Annotated in this window: 26 protein-coding genes; 19 read left to right on the top strand and 7 right to left on the bottom strand. The window is 65.5% G+C overall.

Annotated elements, in window-relative coordinates; translation table 11 throughout:
- Positions 1 to 8 precede the first annotated feature (8 nt).
- Both MJO54_RS21840 and MJO54_RS21835 read left to right on the top strand, forming a co-directional pair.
- Positions 9 to 1,007, top strand: coding sequence for a DEDDh family exonuclease (locus MJO54_RS21840; RefSeq protein ID WP_046282716.1), 999 nt, complete (start codon positions 9 to 11; stop codon positions 1,005 to 1,007).
- A 108-nt stretch (positions 1,008 to 1,115) separates the two neighbouring features.
- Entirely contained in the window at positions 1,116 to 2,225 is a 1,110-nt protein-coding gene (locus MJO54_RS21835) for an alpha/beta hydrolase fold domain-containing protein (RefSeq protein ID WP_105295137.1), read from the top strand.
- On the opposite strand, the gene MJO54_RS21830 is transcribed toward MJO54_RS21835, so the two are convergent.
- Both MJO54_RS21830 and leuA read right to left on the bottom strand, forming a co-directional pair.
- On the bottom strand, positions 2,207 to 4,036 hold the full coding sequence (locus MJO54_RS21830) for a sigma-54-dependent Fis family transcriptional regulator (RefSeq protein WP_105295138.1): 1,830 nt from the start codon (positions 4,034 to 4,036) through the stop codon (positions 2,207 to 2,209). The genes MJO54_RS21835 and MJO54_RS21830 overlap by 19 nt on opposite strands.
- Positions 4,037 to 4,076: 40 nt before the next feature.
- On the bottom strand, positions 4,077 to 5,894 hold the full coding sequence (gene leuA / locus MJO54_RS21825) for a 2-isopropylmalate synthase (protein WP_105295139.1): 1,818 nt from the start codon (positions 5,892 to 5,894) through the stop codon (positions 4,077 to 4,079).
- Positions 5,895 to 6,175: 281 nt separating this feature from the next.
- Here leuA and MJO54_RS21820 point away from each other — a divergent pair, with 281 nt between their 5' ends.
- The 3 genes from MJO54_RS21820 (at position 6,176) to MJO54_RS21810 (ending at position 9,680) form a co-directional block, all read left to right on the top strand.
- The gene (locus tag MJO54_RS21820; RefSeq protein ID WP_046282719.1) at positions 6,176 to 7,441 is read left to right on the top strand and encodes an aspartate kinase; all 1,266 of its coding nucleotides are present in this window, start codon (positions 6,176 to 6,178) and stop codon (positions 7,439 to 7,441) included.
- Complete coding sequence (locus MJO54_RS21815) at positions 7,442 to 8,479, top strand: aspartate-semialdehyde dehydrogenase (RefSeq protein ID WP_046282720.1); 1,038 nt, start codon at positions 7,442 to 7,444, stop codon at positions 8,477 to 8,479.
- 64 nt (positions 8,480 to 8,543) lie between these two features.
- Entirely contained in the window at positions 8,544 to 9,680 is a 1,137-nt protein-coding gene (locus tag MJO54_RS21810) for a DUF4185 domain-containing protein (protein WP_105295140.1), read from the top strand.
- Positions 9,681 to 9,682: 2 nt separating this feature from the next.
- Here MJO54_RS21810 and MJO54_RS21805 read toward each other — a convergent pair whose 3' ends face one another.
- Positions 9,683 to 10,903 (bottom strand): tyrosine-type recombinase/integrase, encoded by a 1,221-nt coding sequence (locus tag MJO54_RS21805; RefSeq protein ID WP_105295141.1) that lies wholly within the window; start codon positions 10,901 to 10,903, stop codon positions 9,683 to 9,685.
- Positions 10,890 to 11,510, bottom strand: coding sequence for a helix-turn-helix domain-containing protein (locus MJO54_RS21800; protein ID WP_105295142.1), 621 nt, complete (start codon positions 11,508 to 11,510; stop codon positions 10,890 to 10,892). The genes MJO54_RS21805 and MJO54_RS21800 overlap by 14 nt, the downstream gene beginning before the upstream one ends.
- 86 nt (positions 11,511 to 11,596) lie before the next feature.
- Between MJO54_RS21800 and MJO54_RS21795 the strand changes: the two genes are divergently transcribed.
- The 14 genes from MJO54_RS21795 to MJO54_RS21730 all read left to right on the top strand — a co-directional run bounded on the left by MJO54_RS21795 (position 11,597) and on the right by MJO54_RS21730 (position 23,108).
- The gene (locus MJO54_RS21795) at positions 11,597 to 11,809 is read left to right on the top strand and encodes a helix-turn-helix transcriptional regulator (protein ID WP_234821534.1); all 213 of its coding nucleotides are present in this window, start codon (positions 11,597 to 11,599) and stop codon (positions 11,807 to 11,809) included.
- A gap of 168 nt (positions 11,810 to 11,977) precedes the next feature.
- Positions 11,978 to 12,229: a hypothetical protein gene (locus tag MJO54_RS21790; protein WP_105295144.1), complete on the top strand. Its 252-nt coding sequence runs from the start codon at positions 11,978 to 11,980 to the stop codon at positions 12,227 to 12,229.
- Positions 12,226 to 12,534, top strand: coding sequence for a hypothetical protein (locus MJO54_RS21785; protein ID WP_133164995.1), 309 nt, complete (start codon positions 12,226 to 12,228; stop codon positions 12,532 to 12,534). Before MJO54_RS21790 ends, MJO54_RS21785 begins: the two co-directional genes overlap by 4 nt.
- Positions 12,531 to 12,959, top strand: a complete 429-nt coding sequence (locus MJO54_RS21780; RefSeq protein ID WP_491562442.1) for a DUF6907 domain-containing protein — start codon at positions 12,531 to 12,533, stop codon at positions 12,957 to 12,959. Before MJO54_RS21785 ends, MJO54_RS21780 begins: the two co-directional genes overlap by 4 nt.
- A complete protein-coding gene (locus MJO54_RS21775; protein WP_205843433.1) occupies positions 12,959 to 13,645 on the top strand; it encodes a DUF6011 domain-containing protein in 687 nt (228 codons plus the stop codon). Before MJO54_RS21780 ends, MJO54_RS21775 begins: the two co-directional genes overlap by 1 nt.
- Positions 13,642 to 14,013 carry a DUF2742 domain-containing protein gene (locus tag MJO54_RS21770; RefSeq protein WP_105295146.1) on the top strand — a complete coding sequence of 124 codons (372 nt, stop codon included), beginning with the start codon at positions 13,642 to 13,644 and terminating at the stop codon, positions 14,011 to 14,013. The genes MJO54_RS21775 and MJO54_RS21770 overlap by 4 nt, the downstream gene beginning before the upstream one ends.
- On the top strand, positions 14,010 to 15,632 hold the full coding sequence (locus MJO54_RS21765; RefSeq protein WP_234821535.1) for a hypothetical protein: 1,623 nt from the start codon (positions 14,010 to 14,012) through the stop codon (positions 15,630 to 15,632). The genes MJO54_RS21770 and MJO54_RS21765 overlap by 4 nt, the downstream gene beginning before the upstream one ends.
- The gene (locus MJO54_RS21760) at positions 15,629 to 16,363 is read left to right on the top strand and encodes a DUF2637 domain-containing protein (RefSeq protein WP_240175429.1); all 735 of its coding nucleotides are present in this window, start codon (positions 15,629 to 15,631) and stop codon (positions 16,361 to 16,363) included. The genes MJO54_RS21765 and MJO54_RS21760 overlap by 4 nt, the downstream gene beginning before the upstream one ends.
- Before the next feature lie 49 nt (positions 16,364 to 16,412).
- Complete coding sequence (locus tag MJO54_RS21755; protein WP_105295148.1) at positions 16,413 to 16,607, top strand: DNA-binding protein; 195 nt, start codon at positions 16,413 to 16,415, stop codon at positions 16,605 to 16,607.
- 57 nt (positions 16,608 to 16,664) lie between these two features.
- Positions 16,665 to 16,976, top strand: coding sequence for a hypothetical protein (locus tag MJO54_RS21750; RefSeq protein ID WP_105295149.1), 312 nt, complete (start codon positions 16,665 to 16,667; stop codon positions 16,974 to 16,976).
- Positions 16,966 to 17,385 (top strand): helix-turn-helix domain-containing protein, encoded by a 420-nt coding sequence (locus tag MJO54_RS21745; protein ID WP_105295150.1) that lies wholly within the window; start codon positions 16,966 to 16,968, stop codon positions 17,383 to 17,385. Before MJO54_RS21750 ends, MJO54_RS21745 begins: the two co-directional genes overlap by 11 nt.
- Before the next feature lie 13 nt (positions 17,386 to 17,398).
- Complete coding sequence (locus tag MJO54_RS21740) at positions 17,399 to 18,055, top strand: hypothetical protein (RefSeq protein ID WP_105295151.1); 657 nt, start codon at positions 17,399 to 17,401, stop codon at positions 18,053 to 18,055.
- A gap of 220 nt (positions 18,056 to 18,275) precedes the next feature.
- On the top strand, positions 18,276 to 18,521 hold the full coding sequence (locus MJO54_RS21735) for a hypothetical protein (RefSeq protein WP_105295152.1): 246 nt from the start codon (positions 18,276 to 18,278) through the stop codon (positions 18,519 to 18,521).
- A 12-nt stretch (positions 18,522 to 18,533) separates the two neighbouring features.
- On the top strand, positions 18,534 to 23,108 hold the full coding sequence (locus MJO54_RS21730) for a phage tail tape measure protein (RefSeq protein WP_105295153.1): 4,575 nt from the start codon (positions 18,534 to 18,536) through the stop codon (positions 23,106 to 23,108).
- Between the two features lie 203 nt (positions 23,109 to 23,311).
- Here the strand turns inward: MJO54_RS21730 and MJO54_RS21725 are convergent, their stop codons facing one another.
- The 3 genes from MJO54_RS21725 to MJO54_RS21715 all read right to left on the bottom strand — a co-directional run bounded on the left by MJO54_RS21725 (position 23,312) and on the right by MJO54_RS21715 (position 26,148).
- On the bottom strand, positions 23,312 to 24,148 hold the full coding sequence (locus MJO54_RS21725; protein ID WP_105295154.1) for an Ntn hydrolase family protein: 837 nt from the start codon (positions 24,146 to 24,148) through the stop codon (positions 23,312 to 23,314).
- Between the two features lie 338 nt (positions 24,149 to 24,486).
- On the bottom strand, positions 24,487 to 25,215 hold the full coding sequence (locus MJO54_RS21720; RefSeq protein WP_133164996.1) for a helix-turn-helix domain-containing protein: 729 nt from the start codon (positions 25,213 to 25,215) through the stop codon (positions 24,487 to 24,489).
- 192 nt (positions 25,216 to 25,407) lie between these two features.
- The gene (locus tag MJO54_RS21715; RefSeq protein WP_133164997.1) at positions 25,408 to 26,148 is read right to left on the bottom strand and encodes a hypothetical protein; all 741 of its coding nucleotides are present in this window, start codon (positions 26,146 to 26,148) and stop codon (positions 25,408 to 25,410) included.
- Positions 26,149 to 26,189: the final 41 nt, after the last annotated feature.

Genomic DNA, 26,189 nt, shown 5'->3' with positions numbered 1-26,189 from the left:
CTCGTCACATGAGTGCTCGGTGGGGCCGTCCGGCTCGCGAACCCGGCGACGGCTGGGTCGTGGTCGACGTCGAGACGTCGGGGTTTCGGCCCGGGCAGGCACGGGTGCTCAGTGTCGCCGCGTTGGCACTCGACGCCGACGGTCGGGTGGAGCACGCGGTGTCGCACCTGGTCAACCCGGGCATCGACCCCGGGCCCACGCACGTACACGGGCTGACCGCGGAGATGCTGGCCGGCCAGCCGCAGTTCGCCGATGTCGTCGACGAGGTGGTCGCGCTGCTGCCGGGCCGCACCCTGGTGGCCCACAATGTGGCGTTCGACTACACGTTCCTGGCTGCCGAAGCGGAGATGGCCGGTGCGGTACTGCCCGTCGATTCGGTGATGTGCACTCTGGAGCTTGCGCGACGGTTGGACCTGGGCCTGCCCAACCTGCGGTTGCAGACGCTGGCCGCACATTGGGGTGTCGTCCAGACCCGGGCGCACGACGCACTCGATGACGCGCGGGTGCTGGCCGGGGTGCTCGAGCCTGCGCTGCAGCGCGCCCGGGAGCGCGACGTGTGGTTGCCGGTGCGGCCGGTGACCCGGCGGCGCTGGCCCAACGGGCGGATCACCCACGAGGAACTACGGCCGCTGAAGGCGCTGGCGTCGCGGATGCCGTGTGCCTACCTCAACCCGGGCCGCTACGTGCGGGGACGACCGCTGGTGCAGGGCATGCGGGTGGCGTTGTCGGCAGAGTGCACCCGCACCCATGAGGAGCTCGTCGAACGCATCCTGCACGCGGGGTTGGCCTACAGCGACGTCGTCGACGCCCACACGTCACTGGTGATCTGCAACGAGGACCGCCCCGAGCAGGGCAAGGGCTACCTGGCGCGCGAATTGGGCGTGCCGATGGTCTCCGACTCCGACTTCATGGCGTATGTCGGCGGGATCGGCGGCGTCGTCGGAGGCACCGGCATCGAGGAATTCGTCGACACCGGGGTCGCCGGAGATCAGATCTCGCTGTTCTAGGGGTTCTCCCGGGGCGGCGAGTGTCCCAAATTGGGACATCGACAGGTGAACGGATAACGCCATGCTGTTAACCGTGACGAAACATTTGGGGTCATCGGCGGTCCAGCGATGACCACCGCTGTACGCGAAGACCGGGCAACTCCCGGCGTGACCCCGCTGCTGGGCCGGGTGCGTCGAGGCGCGTCGACCCCGGGTCGCCGGCGGGCTTCTTCGATGCCGGACGAGGTTGTGGAAAACGGTCCCAGCCTCGCCGGCCAACTCGTCGGGCTCGCCGCCCGCCTCAGCATCTGGCCCATCCTGGCCATCGGCAGTCAGCTGCCGAAGGCGCCATGGCCCTGGGGCCTGGTGGACCACGCTGCCCGGGTCGTCCCCTCCGCCCCGGGCAGCGTTCGCCACACGGTTCGGTTGCCGCACTGCACGGCACGGTTGGTCCGCGCCGCCGGCGTACTGCCGGCGGACGGTACCGGGCGCGTCGTGCTGTACCTGCACGGCGGCGCCTTCTTGACGTGTGGCGTCAACACCCACGACCGGCTGATCACCACGCTGTCGAAGTACGCGGACAGCCCCGCATTGGCGGTCAACTACCGCAAGATCCCCACCCACTCGGTCGGGGCGGCGATCGACGACTGCTACGAGGGCTACCAGTGGCTGCGTCGTCAGGGATATGCGCCCGACCAGATCGTGGTGGCCGGTGACTCCGCCGGCGGCTACCTGGCTCTCGCGCTGGCCCGACGGCTCCTGGATGAGGCCGAACAACCCGCGGCCCTGGTCTGCATGTCGCCGCTGACCCAGATCGCCAAGGCATCTCGGCGTACGCACGCCAATAGCGGCACCGATGCGATGTTCCCGGCCAAGGCCTTCGACGCGCTGGTCGAGTTGATCACCCACTCCGCCGAGCGCCGCAGCACCGACGGCACGCGCGAGGAGGTCTTCGAACCACTGGATCACATCGAATCCGGGATGTGCCCCACCCTGATTCACGTCTCCGGCTCCGAGGTCATGTTGCAGGACGCCAAGCTGGTTGCGCACAGCCTGGCCGATGTCGGCGTTCCGGTCCAGCTGCGGGTGTGGCCGGGCCAGATGCATGTGTTCCAGATCGCCGGCCCGATGGTGCCAGAGGCCATCCGGTCGTTGCGCCAGATCGGCCAGTACATCCGCGAAGCGACCGATTGGATGACGGTTCCGGACGCGATCGACGACTACGTGGTGATCCCGTAGGTCTTCAGCTTCCGATAAAGACTCGACCGCGACATCCCCAGTTGTGCGGCGGCGGCGGCCCGGTTGTCGCCGGCCTGTCGTAGGGCCGCAACGATCGCGTCTCGTTCAATGCCTTCGAGCTGAGTCAAGGCCCGGCGGGTGACGCTTTGGCAGTATCCGGGCAGGTCGGTGTCGGCGATCTCACCGATCTGGCGTTGGCGAAGCGCATGTGCCAAGGCCTCCCGCAGCTGAGGTATGTTGCCGGGCCACGGGTATCGGCTGATGAGCCGTTCCGCCGCCGGGCTGAGCCGCACCTTGCGTTCCGGTGCGATCCCGCGCAGCAGGGCGGCGGTGATGCCCGGCAGGTCATCGGTGCGGTATCGCAGCGGCGGCACGGTGATCGCGGCATGAAAGTGGCTCAGCAGCTCACCGAACTCCGGCGTTGATTGCGTTGAGCCCGACGGGTCCTGCGACACCGTCGCGACTACCCAGCCGGGTAAGGCGAGCGCTTTGACCCCAGCCAAGTAGGCGGTCAATGCCGCGACGCCCGCCGGGCTCGCCTGATCGATGTCACGCGCGATGTGCAAAGCGGGTCCACCCGGACCGTTGGGTGGCGGGCCGGCGGCGCCGTGTGCCGCAAGCTGTTCGGCGTCGATGGTGATGTTGCGAGCGCCGGGATGGACCGATTGGAAAAGCTGCGTCGCCAGAGTGAACTTGCCTACTCCGGATTCGCCGACCAGCAGTACCGGCGTTTGGTTCTCCAGTGCCTCGCGTAGCTCATCGCAGGCCCGCACCCATGCCGGGGTGCGACCGCCGGCCAGGGATTTCTGCGAGCCGAACAGTGTGGTCACCCCGAGTGGGACCACGCCGGGCTCAGCGGCGGCCCCCGCCGATCCGGCGCGCCCCGAGGTCGCCGGTTCGGCGATCACCAGCATGCCGGCGACTTCGGTACCAGCGAAGACACGGGTTCCGCGAATGCGCACGATGCGTTGACTGCTCGGCAGCACGACGGTGTCGCTGGCACGTTCTCTGCGTGCCAGCAGGAACGTCGCGTGGTCGCGGAGCACCTGCTGTTCCCCGGCGTCGAACATCTGCTGGGCGGCGGGGCTGGCGATCAGCAGCGCGGCACCGAAGGCGAACACCGCCGCGCGGGCCGACCGGGCCGTGACGCGCAGGTAGGCGTCGAAGACGGCCTGTTGCGTCTGGCTGCGGTCCAGCAGCAGGTTGCGGCTGATCTCCTTCGCGGCGTTCTTGACCAGCACGTGCATGACGGGGTTCCACGCCTGGGTCAAGGTGGCGATCGCCACGACGCCCTCGACGCGGCCGGTGACCGGGTCGAGGATCGGAGCGCCACAGGCGGCAAAATTCTCCAGGCTCTCGCTGTAGTGCTCCGGGCCGACGATGCTGACGGGCTGGCCTGACTCGAAGACGGTTCCGGCCCCGTTGGTGCCCACGGCCGCTTCCGAGAAGTCGAATCCGGGCGCGTACTGGACCCGGTCGAACAGGTGAGTGGCCGTCGAGGAGGAGTCAATCCGTTGGACGACGCGCACCTTGCGGTCGCTCAGTCCGATGGCCAGCGGCAGGTTGGCGGCGGACGTGTCGTCGCCCAACTGCTGCAGCACTGGGCGCGCGCAGCGCGCCAACAGCGAATCGGTGTCGATCTCATCGGTGAACGTGCTGATCGGGCGGACGGCATCCACACCGGCATCCCGGCTGCGCTCCCACGAAGCGACAACCAGGTCGGAGACTCCCGCGACGCTTGACCTGCCGAACTCGAGGAATGCCATCCGGTCGGCGGCAGCCCTCAGCAGCGGGTTGTCATCCCCGGACATCGCGTCACTCGCGTCATGCCTGCCCCCCCCGTAGGTCGTGTCAGCCGAGCCGGGCCGCCCGGTTCACCGCTGAGACCACTGCCCGCAGCGATGCGGTGGTGATCGATGGTGCGATACCGACGCCCCAGACGGTGTTGCCACCGATCTGCGCCTCCACGTACGCCGCGGCCTGGGCCTCCTCGCCGGCACTCATCGCGTGCTCGGAGTAGTCGAGCACGTGGACCTGTACACCGACGCTGCCCAGGGCATCGACGAACGCGGCCAGCGGGCCGTTGCCGGACCCGGTGATCTCGGTCTCGGTTCCGTCGATCTTGACGACGGCCTCGATGCGGTCGGTGCCGTCGTCGGTCTCGGCGGCCAGCAGCTTCTGGTGCATGCGCTCCAGGGGCCGGATCGGGTTCAGGTACTCGTCGGCGAAGGCGTCCCACATCTCCTTCGGCGTGACCTCGCCGCCCTCCCCGTCGGTCAGCTGCTGGATCACACGGGAGAACTCGATCTGCAGCCGGCGCGGCAGCACCAGGCCGTGGTCGGTCTTCATCACATACGCCACGCCGCCCTTGCCGGACTGCGAGTTGACCCGAATCACCGCCTCGTAGGTGCGGCCCACGTCGCGGGGGTCGATCGGCAGGTAGGGCACCTGCCAGAGCATGTCGTCGACGTCGGAGTCGGCCGCATCCGCGTCGATCTTCATCTGGTCCAGGCCCTTGTTGATGGCGTCCTGGTGGCTGCCGGAGAACGCGGTGTAGACCAGGTCGCCGCCGTAGGGGTGACGCTCGGGCACGTTCAGCTGGTTGCAGTACTCGACGGTGCGGCGGATCTCGTCGATGTTGGAGAAGTCGATCTGCGGGTCCACGCCGCGCGAGAACAGATTCAGCCCCAGCGTCACCAGGCAGACGTTCCCGGTGCGCTCGCCGTTGCCGAACAGGCAGCCCTCGATCCGGTCCGCCCCGGCCGCATAGCCCAGCTCGGCCGCGGCCACGGCGGTGCCGCGGTCGTTGTGCGGGTGCAGGCTCAGAATCACCGAGTCGCGACGCTTGAGGTTGCGGCTCATCCACTCGATCGAGTCGGCGTAGACGTTCGGGGTCGCCATCTCCACGGTGGCCGGCAGGTTGAAGATGATCGGGTTGTCCGGCGTCGGCTCGATCACATCACCAACCGCATCGCACACCTGCTTGGCGTATTCCAGTTCGGTTCCGGTGTAGGACTCCGGGGAGTACTCGTAGCGCCATCGGGTGTCCGGGTACTTGGCCTGCTCCTGGAGGCACTTGCGTGCCCCGGCCACCGCGATGGCCTGCACCGCCGCCTGGTCGGCGCGGAACACCACCCGGCGCTGCAGCACCGACGTCGAGTTGTAGAAGTGCACGATCACGTTCTTGGCGCCCTGGCAAGCTTCGAAGGTGCGCTCGATCAGCTCGTCGCGGCACTGGGTCAGCACCTGCAGGGTGACATCGTCGGGCACCGCGCCCTCGGTGATGATCTCGCGGACGAAGTCGAAGTCGGTCTGGCTGGCCGACGGGAAGCCGACCTCGATCTCCTTGTAGCCCATCGCCACCAGCAGGTCGAACATCCGGCGCTTGCGGGCCGGGCTCATCGGGTCGATCAGCGCTTGGTTGCCGTCGCGCAGGTCCACCGCGCACCACAGCGGGGCGCGGTCGATGACACGGTCGGGCCAGGTGCGGTCGGGCAGCGTGATGTTCTCGACCTCGTCGGCGAAGCTGCGGTACCGGTTGACCGGCATCGCCGACCCGCGCTGCGGGTTCCAGGCGGGCTGGCCGGGGTTGGGAGGCCCCGCGGGTGTGGTGATGGCACGGGTAGACGTGAAGGCGTCCGGGTGAGAAGGGCTGGAATAGGTAGTCACGATTTTCGCTCCGGCTTGTCAGGGACTTGTCCAGTGGACTCAAGAACCGGCGCATCGGCGAAACCCGCGACGGGGAGCCGGTCCTGGTCAGACCCCGTCGCGGCGTCCGAGCAGGAGCACGCGCTGCACGTGGAGAAGCTTACACGCCGATCCAGCGGCCGCAGCGCGATGTCCTCGCACGTTGTCGCTTCGGAGGCCGAGTGAACCCGCGAAGTCCTTCCCCTATCCTTGTTGAGGTTCTTGTAGAGGCCCGATCAGTCAGATCGGCGGAAAGGACGACCGTGGCGCTCGTCGTGCAGAAATACGGCGGATCGTCGGTGGCCGACGCCGACCGGGTCCGCCGGGTCGCCGAGCGCATCGTCGAGACCAAGCGAGCTGGTAACGAGGTCGTGGTGGTCTGCTCGGCGATGGGCGACACCACCGATGACCTTCTGGACCTCGCGCAGCAGGTGTGTTCTGCTCCGCCGGCCCGCGAACTGGACATGCTGCTGACCGCCGGAGAGCGGATCTCCAACGCCCTGGTCGCGATGGCCGTCGAGGAGCTGGGCTGCAACGCCCGCTCGTTCACCGGGTCGCAGGCCGGGGTCATCACCACCGGTGCGCACGGCAAGGCCAAGATCATCGACGTCACCCCGGGCCGGCTGCAGGCCGCGCTCGGCGAAGACCAGGTGGTGCTGGTCGCCGGTTTCCAGGGCGTCAGCCAGGACACCAAGGACGTCACCACCTTGGGGCGCGGCGGTTCGGACACCACCGCAGTTGCGCTGGCCGCGGCGCTGAAGGCCGACGTCTGCGAGATCTACACCGACGTCGACGGCATCTTCAGCGCCGACCCGCGCATCGTGCCCAACGCCAAGCGCCTGGACACCGTCACCTTCGAAGAGATGCTCGAACTGGCCGCGTGCGGCGCCAAGGTGCTCATGCTGCGCTGCGTGGAGTACGCCCGCCGCTACCACCTGCCCATCCACGTCCGGTCCTCCTACTCGGACAAGCCCGGCACCATCGTTTCCGGATCGATCAAGGACATCCCCATGGAAGACGCCATCCTGACCGGAGTCGCACACGACCGCAGCGAAGCCAAGGTGACCGTGGTCGGCATCCCCGACCTGCCCGGCTACGCCGCCAAGATCTTCCGCGCCGTCGCCGACGCCGACATCAACATCGACATGGTGTTGCAGAACGTCTCGAAGATCGAGGACGGCAAGACCGACATCACCTTCACCTGCCCGCGCGACAACGGGCCGGCCGCGGTGGCCAAGCTGGAGTCGCTCAAGGGCGAGATCGGCTTCACCGAGGTCCTCTACGACGCCAAGGTGGGCAAGGTGTCGCTGATCGGCGCCGGGATGCGCAGCCACCCGGGCGTGACGGCCACCTTCTGCGAGACGCTGGCCGACAACGGGGTCAACATCGACTTGATCTCCACTTCCGAGATTCGTATCTCGGTGCTGTGCGCCGAAGATGATCTGGACAAGGCCGTCGTTTCGCTGCACGAGGCGTTCGGCCTCGGCACCGACGAGGCGGCCACGGTCTACGGCGGGACGGGGCGCTAAATGGTTTCCATCGGTGTTGTGGGTGCGACCGGCCAGGTCGGCCAGGTGATGCGCACCCTGCTGGAGGAGCGCAACTTCCCGGCCGAGCAGGTGCGGTTCTTCGCCTCGGCGCGTTCGGCCGGACGCAAGCTGGAATTCCGCGGAGCCGAGATCGAGGTCGAGGACGCCGAGACCGCAGACCCGTCCGGGCTGGACATCGCGGTGTTCTCCGCCGGCGCGACGATGTCGCGGGTGCAGGCACCGCGGTTCGCCGCCGCCGGGGTCACGGTGATCGACAACTCCTCGGCATGGCGCAAGGACCCCGATGTCCCACTGGTGGTCTCGGAGGTGAACTTCGACCGCGACGTACGCGGGAAGAAGTTGGCCAAGGGGATCATCGCCAACCCGAACTGCACCACGATGGCGGCGATGCCGGTGCTCAAGCCGCTGCACGACGAGGCCGGCCTGACCCGGCTGATCGTCTCGACCTACCAGGCGGTTTCGGGTAGCGGTCTGGCCGGCGTGCAGGAGCTGGCGACGCAGGTCCGTGCGGTCGTCGACGGCGCCGAAGAACTGGTGCACGACGGTGGCGCGGTGGATTTCCCGGCGCCGGACAAGTACGTCGCACCGATCGCGTTCAACGTGGTTGCACTGGCGGGCTCGCTGGTCGACGACGGCTCGGGCGAGACCGACGAGGACCAGAAGCTGCGTTACGAGAGCCGCAAGATCCTGGGTGTGCCAGAGCTTTTGGTGAGCGGCACGTGTGTTCGCGTGCCGGTGTTCACCGGGCACTCGCTGTCGATCAACGCCGAGTTCGCTCGGCCGCTGTCGCCGCAACGGGCCGCGGAGATCCTGGCCGAGGCCCCGGGTGTGACGCTCACCGATGTGCCGACTCCGCTGGCTGCCGCCGGCGCCGACGACTCGCTGGTGGGCCGAATCCGGGTTGATCCGGGTGCTCCCGACGGGCGCGGCCTGGCGCTGTTTGTCTCCGGGGACAACCTGCGTAAAGGCGCGGCGCTCAACACGATTCAGATCGCCGAGTTGCTGGCTGGGTCTTAACCGTCCGGCCCGCCTCAATGCGCCCAACGTGCAACCACTGCGAAAAATCGTTGAAAACGTCGCAGTGAATACACGCTCGGCGGGGTCGGCGTTGTTGGCACTGCTGTTGGCTCTGCCTGGGGTGGCGCGCGCCGAGCCGCCCGCGCCCATCCCACGTCCGGTGCTGTGGCCACTGGCCGAAGGTCAAGTGGTCCGAATCGGCCCCAGTGCCGGAACCGGAACGCCCACCGGCGATTACGGTATCGGCGCCACCGACCTGTGCGAGTTCATGGAGTTCCCCAGCGCGGTGCTGCAGATCTGTGGGGACAGCTTCGCCGGCCAGGGCGTCGGGTATGGCGGCTGGTATTCGCCGATCGCGCTGCGGCTGGATCCCGATTCGGTCGACGACTCCGACGGGGTGCGCTACACCGGGGTGCTCGGGGTGGACAAGCCGCTGCTGGCCGACCCGGGCCCGGCGGGCACTACTCAGCTGCCGGCCGGGATCGTTTCGATCAACCGGACCAACTATCTGATGGTGACCACCGCCAAGATGCTGGTGCCGCAAAGCTCACGGTTGGTGAAAGCCGATCCGGCGCAACCGGGTTGGCAAACCGTGCCGGGATCGGCGCGGCCGGCGTCCTATCAGGATTACGGCCAGTCTCAGATCAGTGGTTACTACGACCCGATTCCGACGCCGGACTCGGTCACCGGCTGGGTGTATGTGGTGGCCAACAACTTTGACCGCAGCGCATCGGTGACGCTGTACCGGGTCGCGCCGGGCAAATTCACCGACCGGTCGGCTTGGCAGGGCTGGTCGGCCACCGCGGGCTGGGGGCATGCTCCCACGCCGCTGTGGAACGACCAGATCGGCGAGCTCAGCCTGCGCCAGATCGACGGCAGGCCGGTGCTGACCTACTTCAACGGCACCACCGGGAACATGGAAGTGCGGGTGGCCTACGAACCGACCGGATTAGGCACCGCCCCGGTGACCACGGTGGTGCAGCACGCCGAGTGGCCGGAACCGCCGGTGCCCGTCGAGACCCTGCCGTCACCGTTCGACAACCGGCTGGCCCAGCCCTACGGCGGCTACATCTCGCCGGGATCGACCCTCGATGAGCTGCGGGTGTTTGTCAGCCAATGGAACACCCAGCCGCGTGATCGCGCGCCCTATCGGGTGATCCAGTTCGCGGTGAACCCGTTCAAGCCCTGGTCACAGGCCTAATCTCAGGCATCCGTCCGCAGTGCGTCCGCAGTAGTTCCAAGCGCCTGCTCGACAAGCCCCTCAGCGGCCTTGCGGGTCCGGTCGTTGGCGTCCGGCCACAGGTGCCCGTAGGTGTCCAAGGTGACCGACGCCGAGCTGTGCCCGAGCGCCCGCTGAACGGTGACCACGTCGCAGCCGGCGGCGATCAACCCGGACGCGTAGAAGTGCCGCAGATCGTGCAGCCGGTAGTCGATGTTGACCTTCTGGCGAACGATCCGCCACCAGCGCCCGACCGTGGCGGCATGCGCCGGTAGAGCCTTGTCGCGGGAGCTGGGGAACAGCCACCTGTCTGGGTCATCCCCGCCCCGGTACAGCCGGACGTGCTCGGCGAGGATCGTCACCATGCCCTCCGGTGCGAAGATCGTGCGCTCCGATCCGTACTTCGGCCCGCGGATCTCCATCCGGCCGTCATCAGTCCACTGCACCTGACGCTGCACATGGATCTCCCGGCGCATGAAATCGACATCGGAGATCTTCAGCGCCGAGGCCTCCCCGCGGCGTAGGCCGGCGAACGCGCACACCGCGATGAACGCCCCGTAGGTCGGCTCGATATCGGTGGTCGCCCGGATGGTTGCGCCGACCTCCTTGGCTGTCGGGATACTCATCGCTGCCGCACTCTTGCGAACCCTGGGCAGCTTCACCCCGACGGTCACATCACGCGGCGCTACCCGATCCTTCACTGCTGCCCGAATGACACTGCGCACGTTGGAGAACCGGGTGCGGATCGTGGTGGCCTCCAGGCCGCGGTCCTGCATCCGCTTTACCCACTCCTCGATGTGGGACATCCGCAGATCACCGAAGGTGACGTTGCCGAACGTCACGTTGTTGGCGGCGAGGTCCATCGCGTGCTGGGTTCCCGACACCCAGACCTGGCGGGCTGACCACCCCTTGTAAAACGAGGCGAAGGTGATCTTGCCGCGCTGCGGGTCGATATAGGTGCCGGTGGTGAACGCCGCGGTGATCTCATCGAGCCAGTCCTGCGCATCAGTTTTACGCGCGAAGCTCTTGGCGTGCTCCTTGCTGTTCTCATCGACATACCTTGCCCGCCAACGCTTCCCGACGCCATGACTCTTGCTCTGGGCCAACGTGCCGAGCTTGCCGTGCCCCTTGTCCGTGCACGGCTCACCGTCGCCGACGCGATGCCAGCGATCCTCGACACCAGCGCGGCGGTTACGTAGCTGCATCGCGGTGGGCCTTCCCAATCTGATCGAATTCGTCTTCGCTCACCAAGATGTGAGCTGTCACCGCTTCAACAACCGCCTGCTTTATTGCATGGTCTGATTCGTTGAAGTAAACGGCAAAGTTGTCACCCTCGAAACTCGCTAGGAAGCTCCCGTACTTGAAACTTGGTGACTGTTTAAGGATTTCGGTGTAGAGGTCAACAACATCGCACCCGTGCCGCGCCATCAGGCGTTGCTCGGTTTCGTCGTCGGTGTGGTTTGCCCAGTGATCCACGTAGCGGATGGCCTGAAGCAGCACCTTTCGGGCGCGCGTGGCCGCCACAGACAGGTTTGATCCCGAGATCTGAAATTGCTTGTCAGGGGAGAACGCGATGTAGTCCAGATCGAACTCCAGCAGCTTCGAGATCGCGAGAGCCTCGAACAGTTTTACTTCGCGGGTTCCGCGTTCGATTCTGGTTATCGCGGACGGGTCAAGATGGAGATCGACGTCACGGAGCAGCTCGGCTAGCTGCCGTTGGCTCAAGCCTCGGTCCTCTCTGCGTTGCCGCATCAAGTCTCCGAACTGCTGACTGACGGATTCGGACGGCGAACCATCTACCTGCTGATGCATAAATCACAGCGTAATGCTTGACCAGCATTGCCAACAGTGGCAACCTGACAATGCGATATCAACATCGCGCTGTGAAAGGAGCATCAGTGGCAGATGGCGATCTGCTTCACACGAAGCAGGTGGAGCAGGAGTACGGGATCAACGCGGGAACGTTGCGGTTCTGGCGATGCACGGACCAGGGCCCGGCGTCGTTCACCCTCGGCCCTAGAGGCCGGGTCGTATACCGCCGCAGCGAGATCGAGCGCTGGCTGGCCGAGCAGGAGCAGGCGACCCGGCGCGGTGGCGGTGATGCGGCCTGATGCGCATCTACCCGCAGGAATGGCATCCCGATCTGGGGATCGCGCCCGAGATGGACAGGACCGAGGATCTTCGGCCCCGAAAAGAAATTGCCCCCGGTGGTGCGCCGACACCAGCCGAGGGCAGAACCACCACGTAGTCACCACAACCACAGAAAGCGAGTTCTAGCCATGACTTTACCCCTTCCGGAACCGACCCCGATCGATGACGACCCGACGCCGAGCGCTGCTGCCTTCCTTGGCGCCCTGGCTGAGGCCGCGCAACACGTGCGCTACGCCCTCGAAGATGCTGGCGAGGACGCCTTCTCTGTGATGCCCGCCGACACCGGGATCAGTGTCGGCATCGATTTGGCGAACGCGGTAAGCCACCTACGTACCGCTCAGAGCCTCATCGCCGCCGCTGCCGAGGGGGGCGCCCGATGAGCGCCTACACGATCCCTTTGCCGCCCGGAGCCGACCCAAAATGGATTGACGCCTGGGAAGTCGTTGATGGAGTTCCGCTGCGGCAAGTCTGGTCAGAACCGATACCAGTACCGGCAAAGTTCGGTGTAGACGTTCGCGTGGTCTGCACGCAGACCGGCGACGGTCGGATCGTCACCGACGACCCGGATGAGGCGGTGGCGATCCACTGGTGCGACACGGGATATTCCCCAGCGATCGCTCGTGCGGTTGCCGCGGCGATTAGCAAAGCTGCGGACCTCGCGGAACTGTGGGCAGGGCAGCGATGACCACCGACTCGTTGACGACAACGATGCGGGACGCGGCAGCCACGGTTGCCAGAGCTTGGGCTACGGCAGAGTCGACCAGCACCGACGGTTGGCCCTGCGCCCCCTGGTGCATTGATGATGATGGACACCCGAGGGAGTCCCACCGGGTGGATCAGTGGTGCCAGGGGCAGCTCTACACGGTCGGGTGCAGTCTCGAAGAGAACGCCCCGGCGTCACACAAGCAGCTCGACGACGCCGATCCGCACATCAGCGCCTACGCCTGCGGACGCTACTACCGGCTGCCTTATGTAGCACTGCATCTGTTCCGGGAGAGCGCCAGGCCGTTCCTGAATGTCGATACGGAATTCAGGCTGACGCCGGCTGAAGCCGTCGCGTTGGCCAAACATCTGATGACCGTCGCCGCCGAGATTCAGGGCGGTGCGTGATGGCCGATGCGGAGCTGCTGCTGACCTACCAGGATGCCGAGGCTGCCTACTTCGGCGGTGTTGAGGACTGGGACACCCTGACCTGTCGTCTCCCTCGCAACGAGCTGCCCAACATGCTGGGTCTGGTGGCTGACAGTCTCGATGCCGCCACCATGCGGCGAGCGGTGATCGAGGCGTGGTGCATGGCGGAATTCCCGGAGTCCTACATCGAACAGTCCCAGTGGCTTACGTGGTGGCGGGATGTCGGCTACACCGAGGCTGGAGTAACCGCGCAGCCGCCCGATCAGGTGGTGCTGTACCGCGGTGGTGCCGACCCCAACAGGATGGCGTGGACCGGCAGGCGGGAAACCGCGGAATGGTTCCGTGACCGATTCACCGGCGGCCGGTTATGGACAGCGACCGTGCCGGCAGATCGCCTGTTGGCCCACATCACTCACGTGCGCGATGAGGGATCTGGCCGCGGCGAGGATGAGTACGTCATCGACCCGATCGGCCTGGTGGTCCAGGAGGTCGTGTCCGGTGGACCGGCCATCGAAGGGGGGACCGGGCTTCGGCCCGGCGTCCCCACCGATTTGCCGGAGTGGCGCCTGGCGATGCGCTGCCGGGGTTGTGGGCGCTGGTTGACCGACCCGGCCAGCGTCCAGGCCGGCATCGGACCCTCCTGCGCCCTGCGGGAGGCCGGATGACCAATCGGCAGGTCTGTTGGACCGCGGTGCTTGAGTTCGTCGAGCGCCGCGGTATCAACCCCGCCAACGTCTTGGCCGCCGGCACCCCTCAGTGGTGTCAGCTCGACGACCATCACCCCGACAAGCTCGCTGCGGTATTGGCCGCGGGAGTGCACCACGCCCTGCGCGTGGACCTCGCCCAAGAGGCTGCGGCGGACGCATCGAAAACGATTGGCGCCGCGGGCCTCCTGACCGCCGCCGCCGGATCCGGACCCGCGGCCAGCGAACCAGTTCTCCGACAGTCGGAGAACTGGTCCGCTGTCGCCCGCCAGATCCGGGCCGGCCGAGGCCCTGCTTACGTCCCTCGACACAAGGAGACCACCGCGTGATCGACCCCGACCTGACCAACAGGTTCTTCCTCGAATCCGAGTCCGACCAACTCACCCGGATCTACCAGTGGGCGCGCGCACGCTACGCAGCCCCCTGGGCCGTATTCGGCGCCGTCCTGCTCCGGGTGGCCGCCAGCACTGGTCCGCACGTGCAACTCCCCGGCGTCATCGGCGGCCGAGCCAGCCTCAACATGATGGCCGTGTTCGTCGCGGCATCCGGTGGCGGCAAGGGCATCTCAGACGCGACAGCCCGCTTGGCATGGCCGGCTGATATCCACGAGGAAGGACTCGGATCGGGTCAGGGCATCTCCGAGTTGTTCAAGGAGACGAAGAACCCCGAGGACCGGATCAGCAGGGCGATCTTCATGGTGCCCGAGATCGACCACCTGGCCGCACTGGACGCAGGGCAAGGGAACAACACCCGCGCCACCCTCAAGGCCGCGATCATGGGTGAACGGCTCGGCAGCAAGGGGGCTTCGTCGGCCACGTCTCGGATGGTCGCGCCGCACACCTATCGCATGTGCCTCTCGGTCGCCGGCCAGTTCGGACACTGCGGGGTGATCCTCGATGACGCGACGGGCGGAACCCCTCAGCGCACCTTGTGGTTCCCCTCGACAGACCCGCAGATGCCCGACGAACGTTCCGCTGACCCCGGCCCGCTCGACACCGGCATCCCCCTATGGGCGCCCGGTGCCGACGGAGTAGTGGAGATCGCCTACGGGCCGGCGGAGATCACCGAGACGATCATCGCCGCGCACCTAGCCCGCCAGCGCGGCGACGGTGACGCCCTCGATGGTCACGCGATGTTGGTCCGCTGCAAGGTCGCCGCCCTCCTGGCGATCATGCACCACCGGTCAGTCGTCTCCGAGCAGGACTGGGCACTGTCCGAGGCCGTCATGCAGGTATCCGACGCCACCCGAAACGTCGTCTTGGAGCACGACCGCCGGGCCGCCCGAGCAAAGATCCGCGAGCGGGCGATAAGCCGTGCAGTAGGCGAAGAGGTCATAGATGACCGCCGCCTCGCCGTCGTCAAGCGCCGGGTGATCAAGGTGTTGACCAACGGCCGTACCGCGCGGCGGGATCTGATGTCCAGGATGGGCAAGCGCGAGTACCGAGAACTGCTCGATTCGGCTATCGCCGAGTTAGCTGCAGACTGCAGTTTGTCGGCCGTTGCGGCACCGCAGGGCGGCACTCACTACGAGCTGACCCCCGAGTTCACCGCTGAACCGCAGTTCAGCACCCAAAACGCCAGGTCAGAGGCGCTGACCCCCGAGTTCACCGCTGAACCATCCGCAACCGTAACTAACCTCGATTCACGCAGGTCAACATGCTCTGAATGTCACCAACACCCCGCCAGAACGGACACCGGCAAGTGCAGCGCATGCACCCTGGCGACCGTCGAGGCTCACACCTTCATGGTTTGCTGGTTCCGGGCCAACAGTCAACCAGGGCACTGGGTGAAACCAGCTGTCGTCATCGCTGCGGGAACCGATATCGGCTACAAGCACGCCACCCTCAAGGCCGCCCAGCAGCGCGGTGGCAATCCTCGAATCGAGTCGTCGGGCGCAGGCCGAGGCTCGATGTGGCGCCTCGCAGTCGACGACGAGGTGACAGCGTGAGGGCCCACCGGAACGCTCGCCGGTTCTTCTGGGCCTGGCTGATCGGCTCGGCGGTGGTGTCGACGCTAGGTGTGGTTGTGCATGCCCAGATCGGCGACGCAAACTCAACCACAATCGCCTCAGCCGTCGCGTTCTTCACCGTCGCTATCCAACTCGCCGCAACCTATGGTGTGCACGCACTCGCACAAGCCGGACTCGTCGGCGGTGCATACCGCGCCGCTCTGTGCATCGCCGTGACACTGGCTGCGCTCGCGTTCACGGTGAACTTCGTACAACTGCGCGACCTCGTCATCACCCAGGCAGCCATCCCGACTTCACTGGCGTGGATCGTGCCGATAGTCGTCGACCTGGGGATGGCCAGCAGCCTGATCGCCCTGTTTGCACTCACCAACGCCGAACGGAGCCAACAAGTGCACGCACATCACGTTGAGCCACAACAAGGCGCTGACAGCGCCGTGCACGTGGAGGCGCACAACAGTGTGCACACCGAAGGGAGGAACGACCTGCTTGACAAGCAGATCATCCAGCCGAAGCCCGCACCTGATGCACACCTGGCCGCCGCTCATCGCCTCGTCGCCCAAGGCATCGTGCGCATCTCGCCCGAACGCGTCGCGAAGGTGCTCGCCGAACAATCAGCCGGCACCGCACCCAGCATGATCGCCCGCCGGCTCAGCGTCGGTTACTCAACCGTCACCAAGATCCTCGAAAACCAACCCCAGGAGCCAAGATGACCACCTACCCAGAGAAGCAGGACATCCACGTGAGGGTGGAGTATTCCGCATGAAGACCTGGCTCACACTTTCCGAAGCTGCTGCTCGGATCGGGGCGAAGAACACTCGCAGGATCGCGCAAGCCATCAAGGATGGCGATCTTCCTGCCGTTAACCCGTTCAAGGGCAGCACGATTCAGAACGCACGCATCGACAGTGACAAGTTGGATGCGTGGATGGAATCGCAACCATTCGAGCCAGGCTAATAGCGCCATGTGCGCCCCTACCGCACTGCCCATCGAACCAACCCCCAGGAGGCCCCAATGACCAACCAGCCAGCCCATCGCTGCGACCCCGACACCACGAACGGCGGAGGAGGGCCGATCACCCAGGCCAGGGCACTCCGAATCCTGATCGCAATGGCAAAAGCCAGCACCGGAGAAAACGTCGACCCCCGCAACGTCGCACAAGAGCAGACCGGCAGCTGCCCGGAATGCGCAGCCCGGCTCTTCTTCGGTCTCGCCGGATTCGCCTTAGGAACCCTCGCCAGCACCTACGGCCCCAACCTCCTTATGGCGCTAGAGCTACAGCTCGCCGGGGTCGAAGCCGACATCGAGGGGGAGCATGACACATAACCCGGAAGGCCCGACCCCGTCGCTGGAAGTCCGCATAGCGCAGCGCATCACAGCCGACGGGTCGGCCATCATCTCCCCACGAATGGCGCGCTGGCTCGACCGCAAATCCGGCATGACCGAAGACCGCCGAATCAACTTACGCACCACCGACCCCGACGCGTACGTCGCACTCACGGCCCTTCACATCTCCGCATGCTATTCCGGTAACGGAACAGAACCCACTGCGGCCCAACCGAATACCGCACAATCAGAAATGTTGATGACCACAACAGCGGCAGCACAAGCGCTGAACGTCACCGACCGATGCATCCGCAAATGGTGTGCCGCCGGAAAGCTACACGCACGGCGGGTCGGCGGACGGTGGCTCATCGACTCCAACAGCATCACCGCCCTCAAGGCCACCGCGTAAAGGAGAACACGATATGAGTCTCGAAGCCCTACAAGCCACAGTTCAGGGCTACCGCGACGAAGCCGCCCGACTCTCCGAAGAATTCATGCAGACACACGCCGAGGTCGAAGCCGACCCCAATCTCACGACCACCGGACGACGAGAACGCCTCGAACCACTGCACCAAGAGGTCACCGACCAGATCATGGGCCTACTCGCCCGCGAAAAGGCGGCAGTCAAAGGCATGAAAGAGAACCTTGAGCGCCGAGTCTTCGGCCTATCACCCACTGCGAGCAGCGATCCAGCGAAGGTCGTCAGCTACAGAGACGCGCAAGCCCGCGTCCGCGAACTCGAACACGACGACGACGCCGCAGAACTCTACGAATCGGCAAAGCGATCCGGCGACAACATCCTGGCAACAGCAGTGCTGGAGCGGGCACTCGTACGCGGCTGGACATCCATCAGGGATGACTTTCTCGAACGCAACACCGCGGCACGCAACGACATCGACGACCTCGCCGCCCTCGCCAAATACACGGAGAACAGCTTGCTCAACGTGGGCCACTACATGCCGCCCACGTTGAATCTCCCGTGGCCCTCAGGCATGCCGGAAGTCCCGCCCCTCAACTCCATCGGCGAACCATCCGGACCCCGACCACTTCGCGAAGGGTTCGGCACGGGGTGGTGGTGACCAGCGGCGGCGGCGTCAAACCCCCACGAGTTTCATTCCTTTCGCGTGGGCAAAGGAACTCCACGACTCTCCCTCCTGGGAGTCACTGGACAAACCTGCGCCGCCGCCGCTCACCCCACCAGGGGGCCACCCCCACCACCCCCACCTCGGAGGCCCCTCGTGGCATAGGCGAGTGTGTGTGTCAGGCCCCCCTACCCCCTCCCCCCGGAAGGCGGCCCGCATGGCCAAATACACCTCACTGAATGAGGCGATGGAAGCCAAGGATGACCTCGCCGAGGCGGAGATCCGGTATCGGCTTCTTGCTGAGGCTTTCGAGGCGTCGCCGCAGTTGCGGGGGAACTTGAATCCGGCGTTGGAGCGGGCGAAGGCTGAAATCGCTCGGCTGCGGGTGACGAAACCACCGAAGGGGTCGGGCAAGGTGGTTCCGTTCGATCCCAGCCGCTTTCAGAAGAAGTCGACGAGCTAGGAGGGCTTTCGAATGCCAGAGCTAGCCAGCGCATGGGTCACCCTCGCGGTCAGGGCTCCCGGTATGCAGCGCGACATCACGCGTGTGATGGAGCAGGCCAACCGCAGTGCCCGCCTTAACCCGAAGATTGACGCCAACAAGCTCGGCGCGCAAGGGTCTCGGGCCGGCCGAACTTTTGGTGAGCGGTTTTCTCTGGCAGCCCGTATCGACAGTGCTCGATTCGGTGCGCAGGGCGACGCAGCAGGACGCGCGTTCGGGACGCGATTCTCCTCGGTAGCCAAGAGTCTCATGGCTGCCGGTGGGGTGACCGCGGGCGCTGCCGCCGTCACCGGTGCCTTGAGAGAGGTCATGTCGGTCGGTGTGGGATTTGACCGCACCATGAACAACCTTGCCGGTGTCACCGAGGCGTCGGAGGCCGACCTTGCCCGGTTCCGTGCGACAGCACGGGCTCTGGGCAATGACGTGGACCTGGCTGGCACCTCCACCATGGATGCCGCCAAGGCCATGACGGAGCTCGCCAAGGCGGGTATGTCGGCGGATCAGGCTATCGCCGCGTCCCGTGGAACCTTGCAGTTGGCGACTGCGGCGCAGGTCGATGCCGAGCGCGCGGGGGAGATTCAGTCCAACATCTTGAACGCGTTCAAGATGGCGCCGGATAAAGCCCGCGAAGTGGCTGATGTTCTCGCCAACGCCGACATCGGTTCATCGGCCGGCATCACCGACGTCGCGCAGGCCATGCAGCAAGTCTCTGGTGTTGCAAAGGGCTTCGGGGAGGACGTTCACGGTACTGCTGCGGCGATCATGATGCTCGCCAATGCGGGGGTGAAGGGCTCTGATGCCGGCACGCTGCTGAAAACGACGTTGCAGTCGATCACCGATCAGGGCAACCCTGCGCAGGCGGCGATCCAAGAGCTCGGCCTGGAGTTGTACAAGCTGCAAGACACGGGCGATATGCAGTTCGTGGGGTTCCGGGAATTGTTCCGGCAGCTCGACGAAGCCAAACGTCGCATGAGCAGTGAGCAGTTCCAGGCGGCCTCCAACGTTCTGTTCGGCTCGGATGCGATGCGCGGCGCCATGTTGGGCAACGTCGCCGACTTCGACAAGAACTTGGCGAAGACGTTCGATGATGGTGCTGCTGCCCGGATGGCTAAGGCGCAGACCCGGGGATTGCCTGGCGCGATCGAGCGGGTCAGTAACAGTCTCGAATCGCTGAAGCTGGATGTCTACGACCGGTTGGAAGGCCCGGCCGAGCGGTTGATGAGCAAGCTCTCGGAGGGCATCGACGGGCTCGGTGAGTCCTGGGAGAAGTTGGCGGCCAACCCCGCGGTGCAGGACGCGCGCGCCGCGTTCGCCGGATTGGTGGACAGTTTTCGGTCTGTGGGGCCAGCGCTGGGTGAGATCGCGAAGTCGGGGGGCAAGGCTGCGGCGAGTGTTGGTGGTGCCGCCTGGAAAGCGTTCGTCACGACATTGCAGGCCGCTGCTGGTGTGCTGCACACGGTCACACCGGCGTTGACGGTAATCGCCGGTCTGATGAGCAACCATCAAGGGCTGGTCACGGCCGCAGCCCTGGCATGGGCCGGATTCCGGATCGTCCCAGAGATCTTGGGGCGCATCGCACCGGCGACGACCGCAGCGTCCAGTGCGGTGACGAACCTTGGCCAGCAGACAGTCGGAGTGTTCCGCGGCTTCCGGGATCAGATGCGGCTGCAGCAGTCCCTTGCGGCAATGTCCGGCCAGCAGATCAGCACAGCCGGGTCCGCATGGGCGACATTGGCGGCGCGCGGCAGCGGAGCAATGAACACCCTGCGCGGGGCCACCACCGGTGTCATCAACGCCCTAGGTGGGGGACTCTCCGTAGCGTTGATGGCTGGCGGAGCCGCGTTCGCCTACATCTCCGCCCAGAATCAGAAGTCCTCGCAGTCCCTTGCGGCCTACCAGGATGCGGTCCGTAACACCGGGCGTGCCCAGGTGGAACTCAACGAGGCATTGCAGAAATCACGGGGTGCATTCGACGACACCGTGAAACCAGCCGCTGTTGAGCGGATCCGGTCAATCAGTACGGAGCTGGAGGCCGCGGCGAAGCGGACCGGCTCCTTCCTGGACAAGTTCAGGGACTCTGACCGCAGCATCAACCCATTCTCCGGGCCGGCGGCCAGCTACTCCGACAAGATCAAAGCCGAGGCCGATGCCGCCAAGGATGCCCTGAAGGCCATCGATGCGTTGAAGCTCGGCCAGCAGTCCTTGTCGGATGCCGCGTACGGTTCGCAGGCTGGCTTTGATGCCATGGTTGGTCAGCTTGAAGCTGCTGGTGTTGGCGGCCGCGGCGCTGCTGATGCGTTGCGTCGGGCGCGTACTGAGTTCATGGCTCAGCAGCAGGTTGCTGCGAACACCGCACCCGGGGTGTATGAGATGGCCTCGGCCATGCGCACCCTGGCCGATGACACCGCCACCGCGGCGGACAAGTCCAATGCGCTCAAGGCCGCCCTGGACGCGTTGAATCCAGCTCGCACGAAGGCTGACGCGGAGGCCGCGCATACACGCGCTTCCGCGGCGATTCAACAGCAAGGCCAGACCCCTGTTGATGCTGCGGGTGGCGTCGGCGACGCGCTGTTCAAAGCCGGCGGTGAGGTCAACACTCTGATGGTCAATGGTGTCGAGCTCAATGACACCTTGAAGCGCCTGGTGGATGCGACGGTTGATGTCTCCCAGAACGGCGGCGACATGGCCGCGGTCATCGCCAAGAATGAGGAGAACTTCGCGGAACTGGCGCGGCGGTTCCAGACCGACGTACCGCACATCAAGGCCGCTTTCGACGACCTTGGCGGCACCCTAGCCACCTACGGTGATCGGCTCGGCGGCATCGCGAAACTGATCCAGTCCGGGCAGATACCTACCGACCTCCCGATCAAGGTCGACGCGCCCGGCGGCAAAGAAGTGTTCGACCTGCTGTCCGCCCTGGGGGTGCAGGTCCGTGAGGGCAACGACAAAACCATCGCAGTCGACGCGCCCCTCGGTAAGGAAGTCGAACAACTGCTGGAGAGGCTGCACTACCAGGCGCAGATCAAGGAGGGGAAGCTGATCCTGGTCAAGCTGGACGGGGTCGATGCCGCCAAGCAGGCCATTGAAGAGCTAAAGAAGCCGGAGAACAAGCTGATCCGGATCAATACGCTGCGTGAGGCTTTCGGCGCCGCTCCGCTGGATGCCCCGCCTGCTCCGCGTTCGGTCGGGGCGATTGTTCCCAGGGCTGACGGTGGTTTCAACGGGTTGAAGTGGATCATCAAACCCGAAGACGCCGGCCTGTATGCCGGGCGTGGAGCGGGGACGATCTTCGCGGAGAAGGAAACCGGCGGCGAGGCCTACATTCCCCTCGCGACCAGCAAGCGCGGTCGATCCACCCAGATCCTGTCCGAAGTCGCCGCCATGTTCGGCATGCAGCTCACCGCACGCGAAGACGGCGGTATTACCCCTGAATCCTTGCGGCAGTTCGCGTCCGGGATCGCCGGTCGCCCCTACAAGTGGGGTCAGGGTGAGGGGGACACGTTCGATACCGACTGCTCGGGTGCGCAATCCACGCTGGCGAACTTCATCACCGGAGGAACAGGACGCTTCGGGACCGGTGATGAAGCCGCGGCCCTACTGTCGCGTGGCTTCCAGATGGGTGACCCACCGAAAGGCATCTCCGCCTACTGGATCGGTTGGCGAACTGGCGGTGCTGGTGGTGGGCACACTGCGGGGACGATCGTGGACCCGTTCAATGGCAACGTCAACATCGAAATGGGTGGCCGGTCCGGTGGGGGGCAGTTCGGTGGGACTGCGGCGGGTGCGTCGATGTTCCCGCAACGCGCCTGGATCGCTCTAGCGGGTGGGGATGACCCCAATGGTGCAAGCAATTTCTCTGCCAGCTCGCAGGTGGTGTCGGCGTCGAATCGGGTGACGAAGGCACGGCAGTCGGTGGGGTCGGCGCAGTCCCGTTTGGACACTGCCAACGCCGAACTGGATGAGCTGAAGGCGCAGGGGGCGTCGGCGAAGAAGCTTGCGGCGGCGGAGAAGAAGCGGGACAAGGCGCAGGAGGCGTTGACGAACGCGCAGCAGCGTCAGGCTGAGGCTGAGGACAAGTTGGCTACGGCCAAGGAGAAGGCCACGGCTGGTGGACGTGGCAATGGCACTGGGGAGCTGGGCGAGAACCTGGGGCAATCGTTGGTGTCGGGGGCACTGCAAGCCCTCGGCTTGGATGGGTCATTGTTCATGAACCCGTTCGACACCCCGAATGCGAAATCGTTGATGGCGGCGGCGAATTTCGCTGGTGGGCTGTTCCAACAGTTCGCCGGATCAGGTGACGGTTCCGGCGGCGGCGGGCTCGGCTTGCCGGACCTCAAAATGCCCGGCATCGCGGACCTGCTGAAAACGCCGAATCCCGGACCCACAGAGCTGAACACGGCCCACCTGGGGACCGGGGCAGCGCCTGGGCCGAGTGACCCCGCCGTTGTGATCAACGGTGGGATCAACGGTGCGGACCCAACTGCTGTACGCCACGAAATCAATAAGGCGTTCAGCGCAGGGTGGCACAAGGCGGGAAAGCCCAGATGAGAGCCGTACTGATCTAGGGAAGGGGCTAGCTAACTGCTACCGGGACGACCCCGCTGGACGCTCACGTTGCACCCTGGCCGGCTGGCTGGCTCGATATGGCTCTCGCATGGATCGCATCTGCCCACTTGAGCTAGTGACCTGAGGTTCAGGGGCTTCTCTGCGATGGTTGCCTGGCCCTGTAGGCGTTGAGCTCGCGTTATGGATCATTGTTTCACCCCTACATTTAGTTCTGGCGTGTAGTAGTGCTTACGCGCGATCCACTTGAAGCCCTCATGCCGGTTCACTCCAGCAATTTCGATTGGTCCACCAACTGTATCTGGCCCCAGTAGAAAGTGCGAGAAACCCGCCGTGACCTCGACTAAGTACTTGGCGAAGTCGATGGCGTCGGGGAACGGCATGGGAGGTATTACCGGGCTCAGGGTCTGATCGTTGAGCGCGGCGTCGATCGCAGCATGATGATCGTCGGGCACCGCAGCCTTGACGGCCCTCGCCAACTGCTCATCGAATCCGCGGAACAGTCGATCAGCGGCGCGTGGTTGCGCGTACGCGAGGAACCCACTGTCCTCCGGGCCACCTACCAGCAGAGGTTTCGGCTTCGAGCCCTTGCCGTCGAGGTACAGCACCCAAGCTTCGGGCTGAGAGGCGTTGGCCGAGTATCCAGCGACGAGCATTCCCAGCAGGCAGTTGTCAGGGAGTTCCTCGCTGTTGGCGCTCAGCAGTTCGTGGAACATCTCAGCCAATCGCTTCGCGACATCCTCGATGGCGTACGAATGCTTGTCGAGCTTCCACGCTTCGTACTTTCTCCCGGCCTTCCCCATAAGGCGTTTCCGCAGGTCTTTTGCGACCGTGGACACGCTGGCTGGCCCAACTTGGCCCAGCCCCCAAGTCATCGCTGCAATGGGAAGCTTCCGATGCAGGTTAAAGACCTTGTCGGCGTTGTTGTACACCTGCGCAGACCCGTCGGGAAGCTCGATGGTCGTGGCAGAGTCCGTGGCGAGAACGATGCCGTCGAATACCTTGACCAACACTGCGACCGTCACGTCGGGGGACGATAGCAGGAGCCGTGGCGTATGTAGCCGCTTTCCTTCGACACGCGGCGGCACGCTCTTTTGCAGGGCGGCTAGGGCGGGGCCGCCCCCCGATAGGGGCTGAACGTGACGCAGAGGCCCCATTCCCCGCTCTTTCTGACGGCCTGTTATTTCAAGGCTGGAGCGGGAGGGAACCTCTGCACCGACGATGCTACCTCGTTGAAGAGCAAGCAGGGGGCCCATGCAAGCCCGTTCTGACGGCCCGTTATTTCAGGGCTAAGGCGAGGTGGTGCCCCCTGCGCCGACAATGCTACGCCGCAAGTCACGCTGACGCTGGGCGCTCCGCACTTTTAGTTGTCGGTCATGCGCTGGACAGTAAAGCGGTAGATGTAGCCAGGCGCCTTCTCGCTCTCACTTAGCACGTGAGCGACCTCGTATTTGACGAGCCCCCGCCTGACTAGGCCCTCAACCGTCTTGCGGAAGCGGCCGGTCACCGCCACCGCTCCCTCGCGCTCTACGCGCTGCAGGAGTTGCTGCTGGGTCTCAGTCAGTGGCGGCATCGCTTCGATAGTCTCCTTTGGTTCTGGAATGACGTACCGGAAATCGCTCGGCACGGGCTTAACGGCCGGGGGTGGTTCGGCAGGCGGCGCGGTGCGACGCGGCCCTCGAAGGTTGGGATTTCCCTCAAGCCCGTATCGCTGGCGGTACAGCCACGAACGGCGGGTTAGGCCGCCCGGATAGCGCTCGGGCTCCGCGGGAAGAAGCGTTGGCCGCGGCGAGTTCCGGTGGCGCGCGATGAGATCTTCAACGTCTCCATGGGTCATCCGCCAAGTCCGACCGATCTTGTACCCGCGGATTTCGCCGCGTCGGAGCCGCTCGGCGAGCCAACGTTCACCGTGGCTCAACTCCGGAAGGACCAACGCCACGACCTCAGACAAGCTGTACGTCTTCAGTGACTGGCCCACCTCTTCCGGACCGGAATAGGTGGACTGGCTTTCGGACGATCCGGCACCTTCATCTAGAAAGGCATCGGCCTGGCGGCCTGCTACCGCGTCACGTTCGTCAGGTTGATCGCTCATACGCACATCGTGCCCACGCTCAGCCCGCGCCCCCGTCCGTCCGCAGAGCGTCCGCAGTAGTTTCAGCGCACCCCGTTTGCCACCAACACCACCAACGCCGCTGAGCTGCATGGATGGTGTACTGCAAGCAGTATCAACGTTGCCAAACGCGCAGGAACGGGTTCGCGGTGAACCCGTTCAAGCCCTGGTCGGTCAGCTGAACAGGTTCCATAGGTCTGCCCAGAAGTCCGTGCCGCCATCACCGAGGAGGTTGGCGTCCGCGTCGGCAGACCAGGGGCCGCCATCCGGGGCGTAGTCCTGGACGTAATCGCCGATGGCGCTCGCCTCGTTATTGCTGCTGCCGTCCCAGCCGGCGTATGCGATGGCGTGCAAGCCTTCGGCGGTGGCAGTGTTGAAGTGGCTGTCGTAGACGCCTGGCACCACCGAGGCGCCCGCACTGGCGACGGCGTAGTCGCCGGTCGCGGTAGCCACGTTGCCGTTGCCCCAGGCCGCCAGTGCGCTGGCGTGATCGCCGACTGCGGAGGCGTAGTTGAACGACCCGGTGTCTCCGACTGCCGCCACGCTGTGGTCGCCCTGGGCGGTGGCGTAGTTGAAGAAGCCGCTCATGGCGTTGGCGGTTGAGTAGTCGCCGTAGGCGATCGCGATGTTCCCGAAGCTTGAGCTCGCGGACGCGGTGCCGAGGCTCAGCAGCGGCATACCGCTGATCGAAATGGCGAAGTTACCGAAGTCGTCGGGAAGGGTCGGCAGCGATACCGCGGCTGCCGTGCCTACCGTGGCGGCGGCATCGCCGATGGTCGCCGCCAGTGCCCCGGCGACGCCCAGTGCACCCGCGCCGCCGTCCACCGCGTTTGTCCCGGCGAAAGCGACCCCCGGCGTGGCCGCCAGCGCGGCGCCGATGCCCACCCCGGCCACCAATACGCTAAGGCAGCCCACACGTTTCAGATTCCCCATTGTTGTGCCTTCCCCTGCTGCTC

The sequence above is a fragment of the Mycolicibacter virginiensis genome, assembly GCF_022374935.2.
In the GTDB taxonomy this organism is placed as follows: Bacteria; Actinomycetota; Actinomycetes; order Mycobacteriales; family Mycobacteriaceae; genus Mycobacterium; species Mycobacterium virginiense.
Note: the sequence above shows the minus strand (reverse complement) of the source record. Positions and strands in the feature narration are given on the sequence as shown.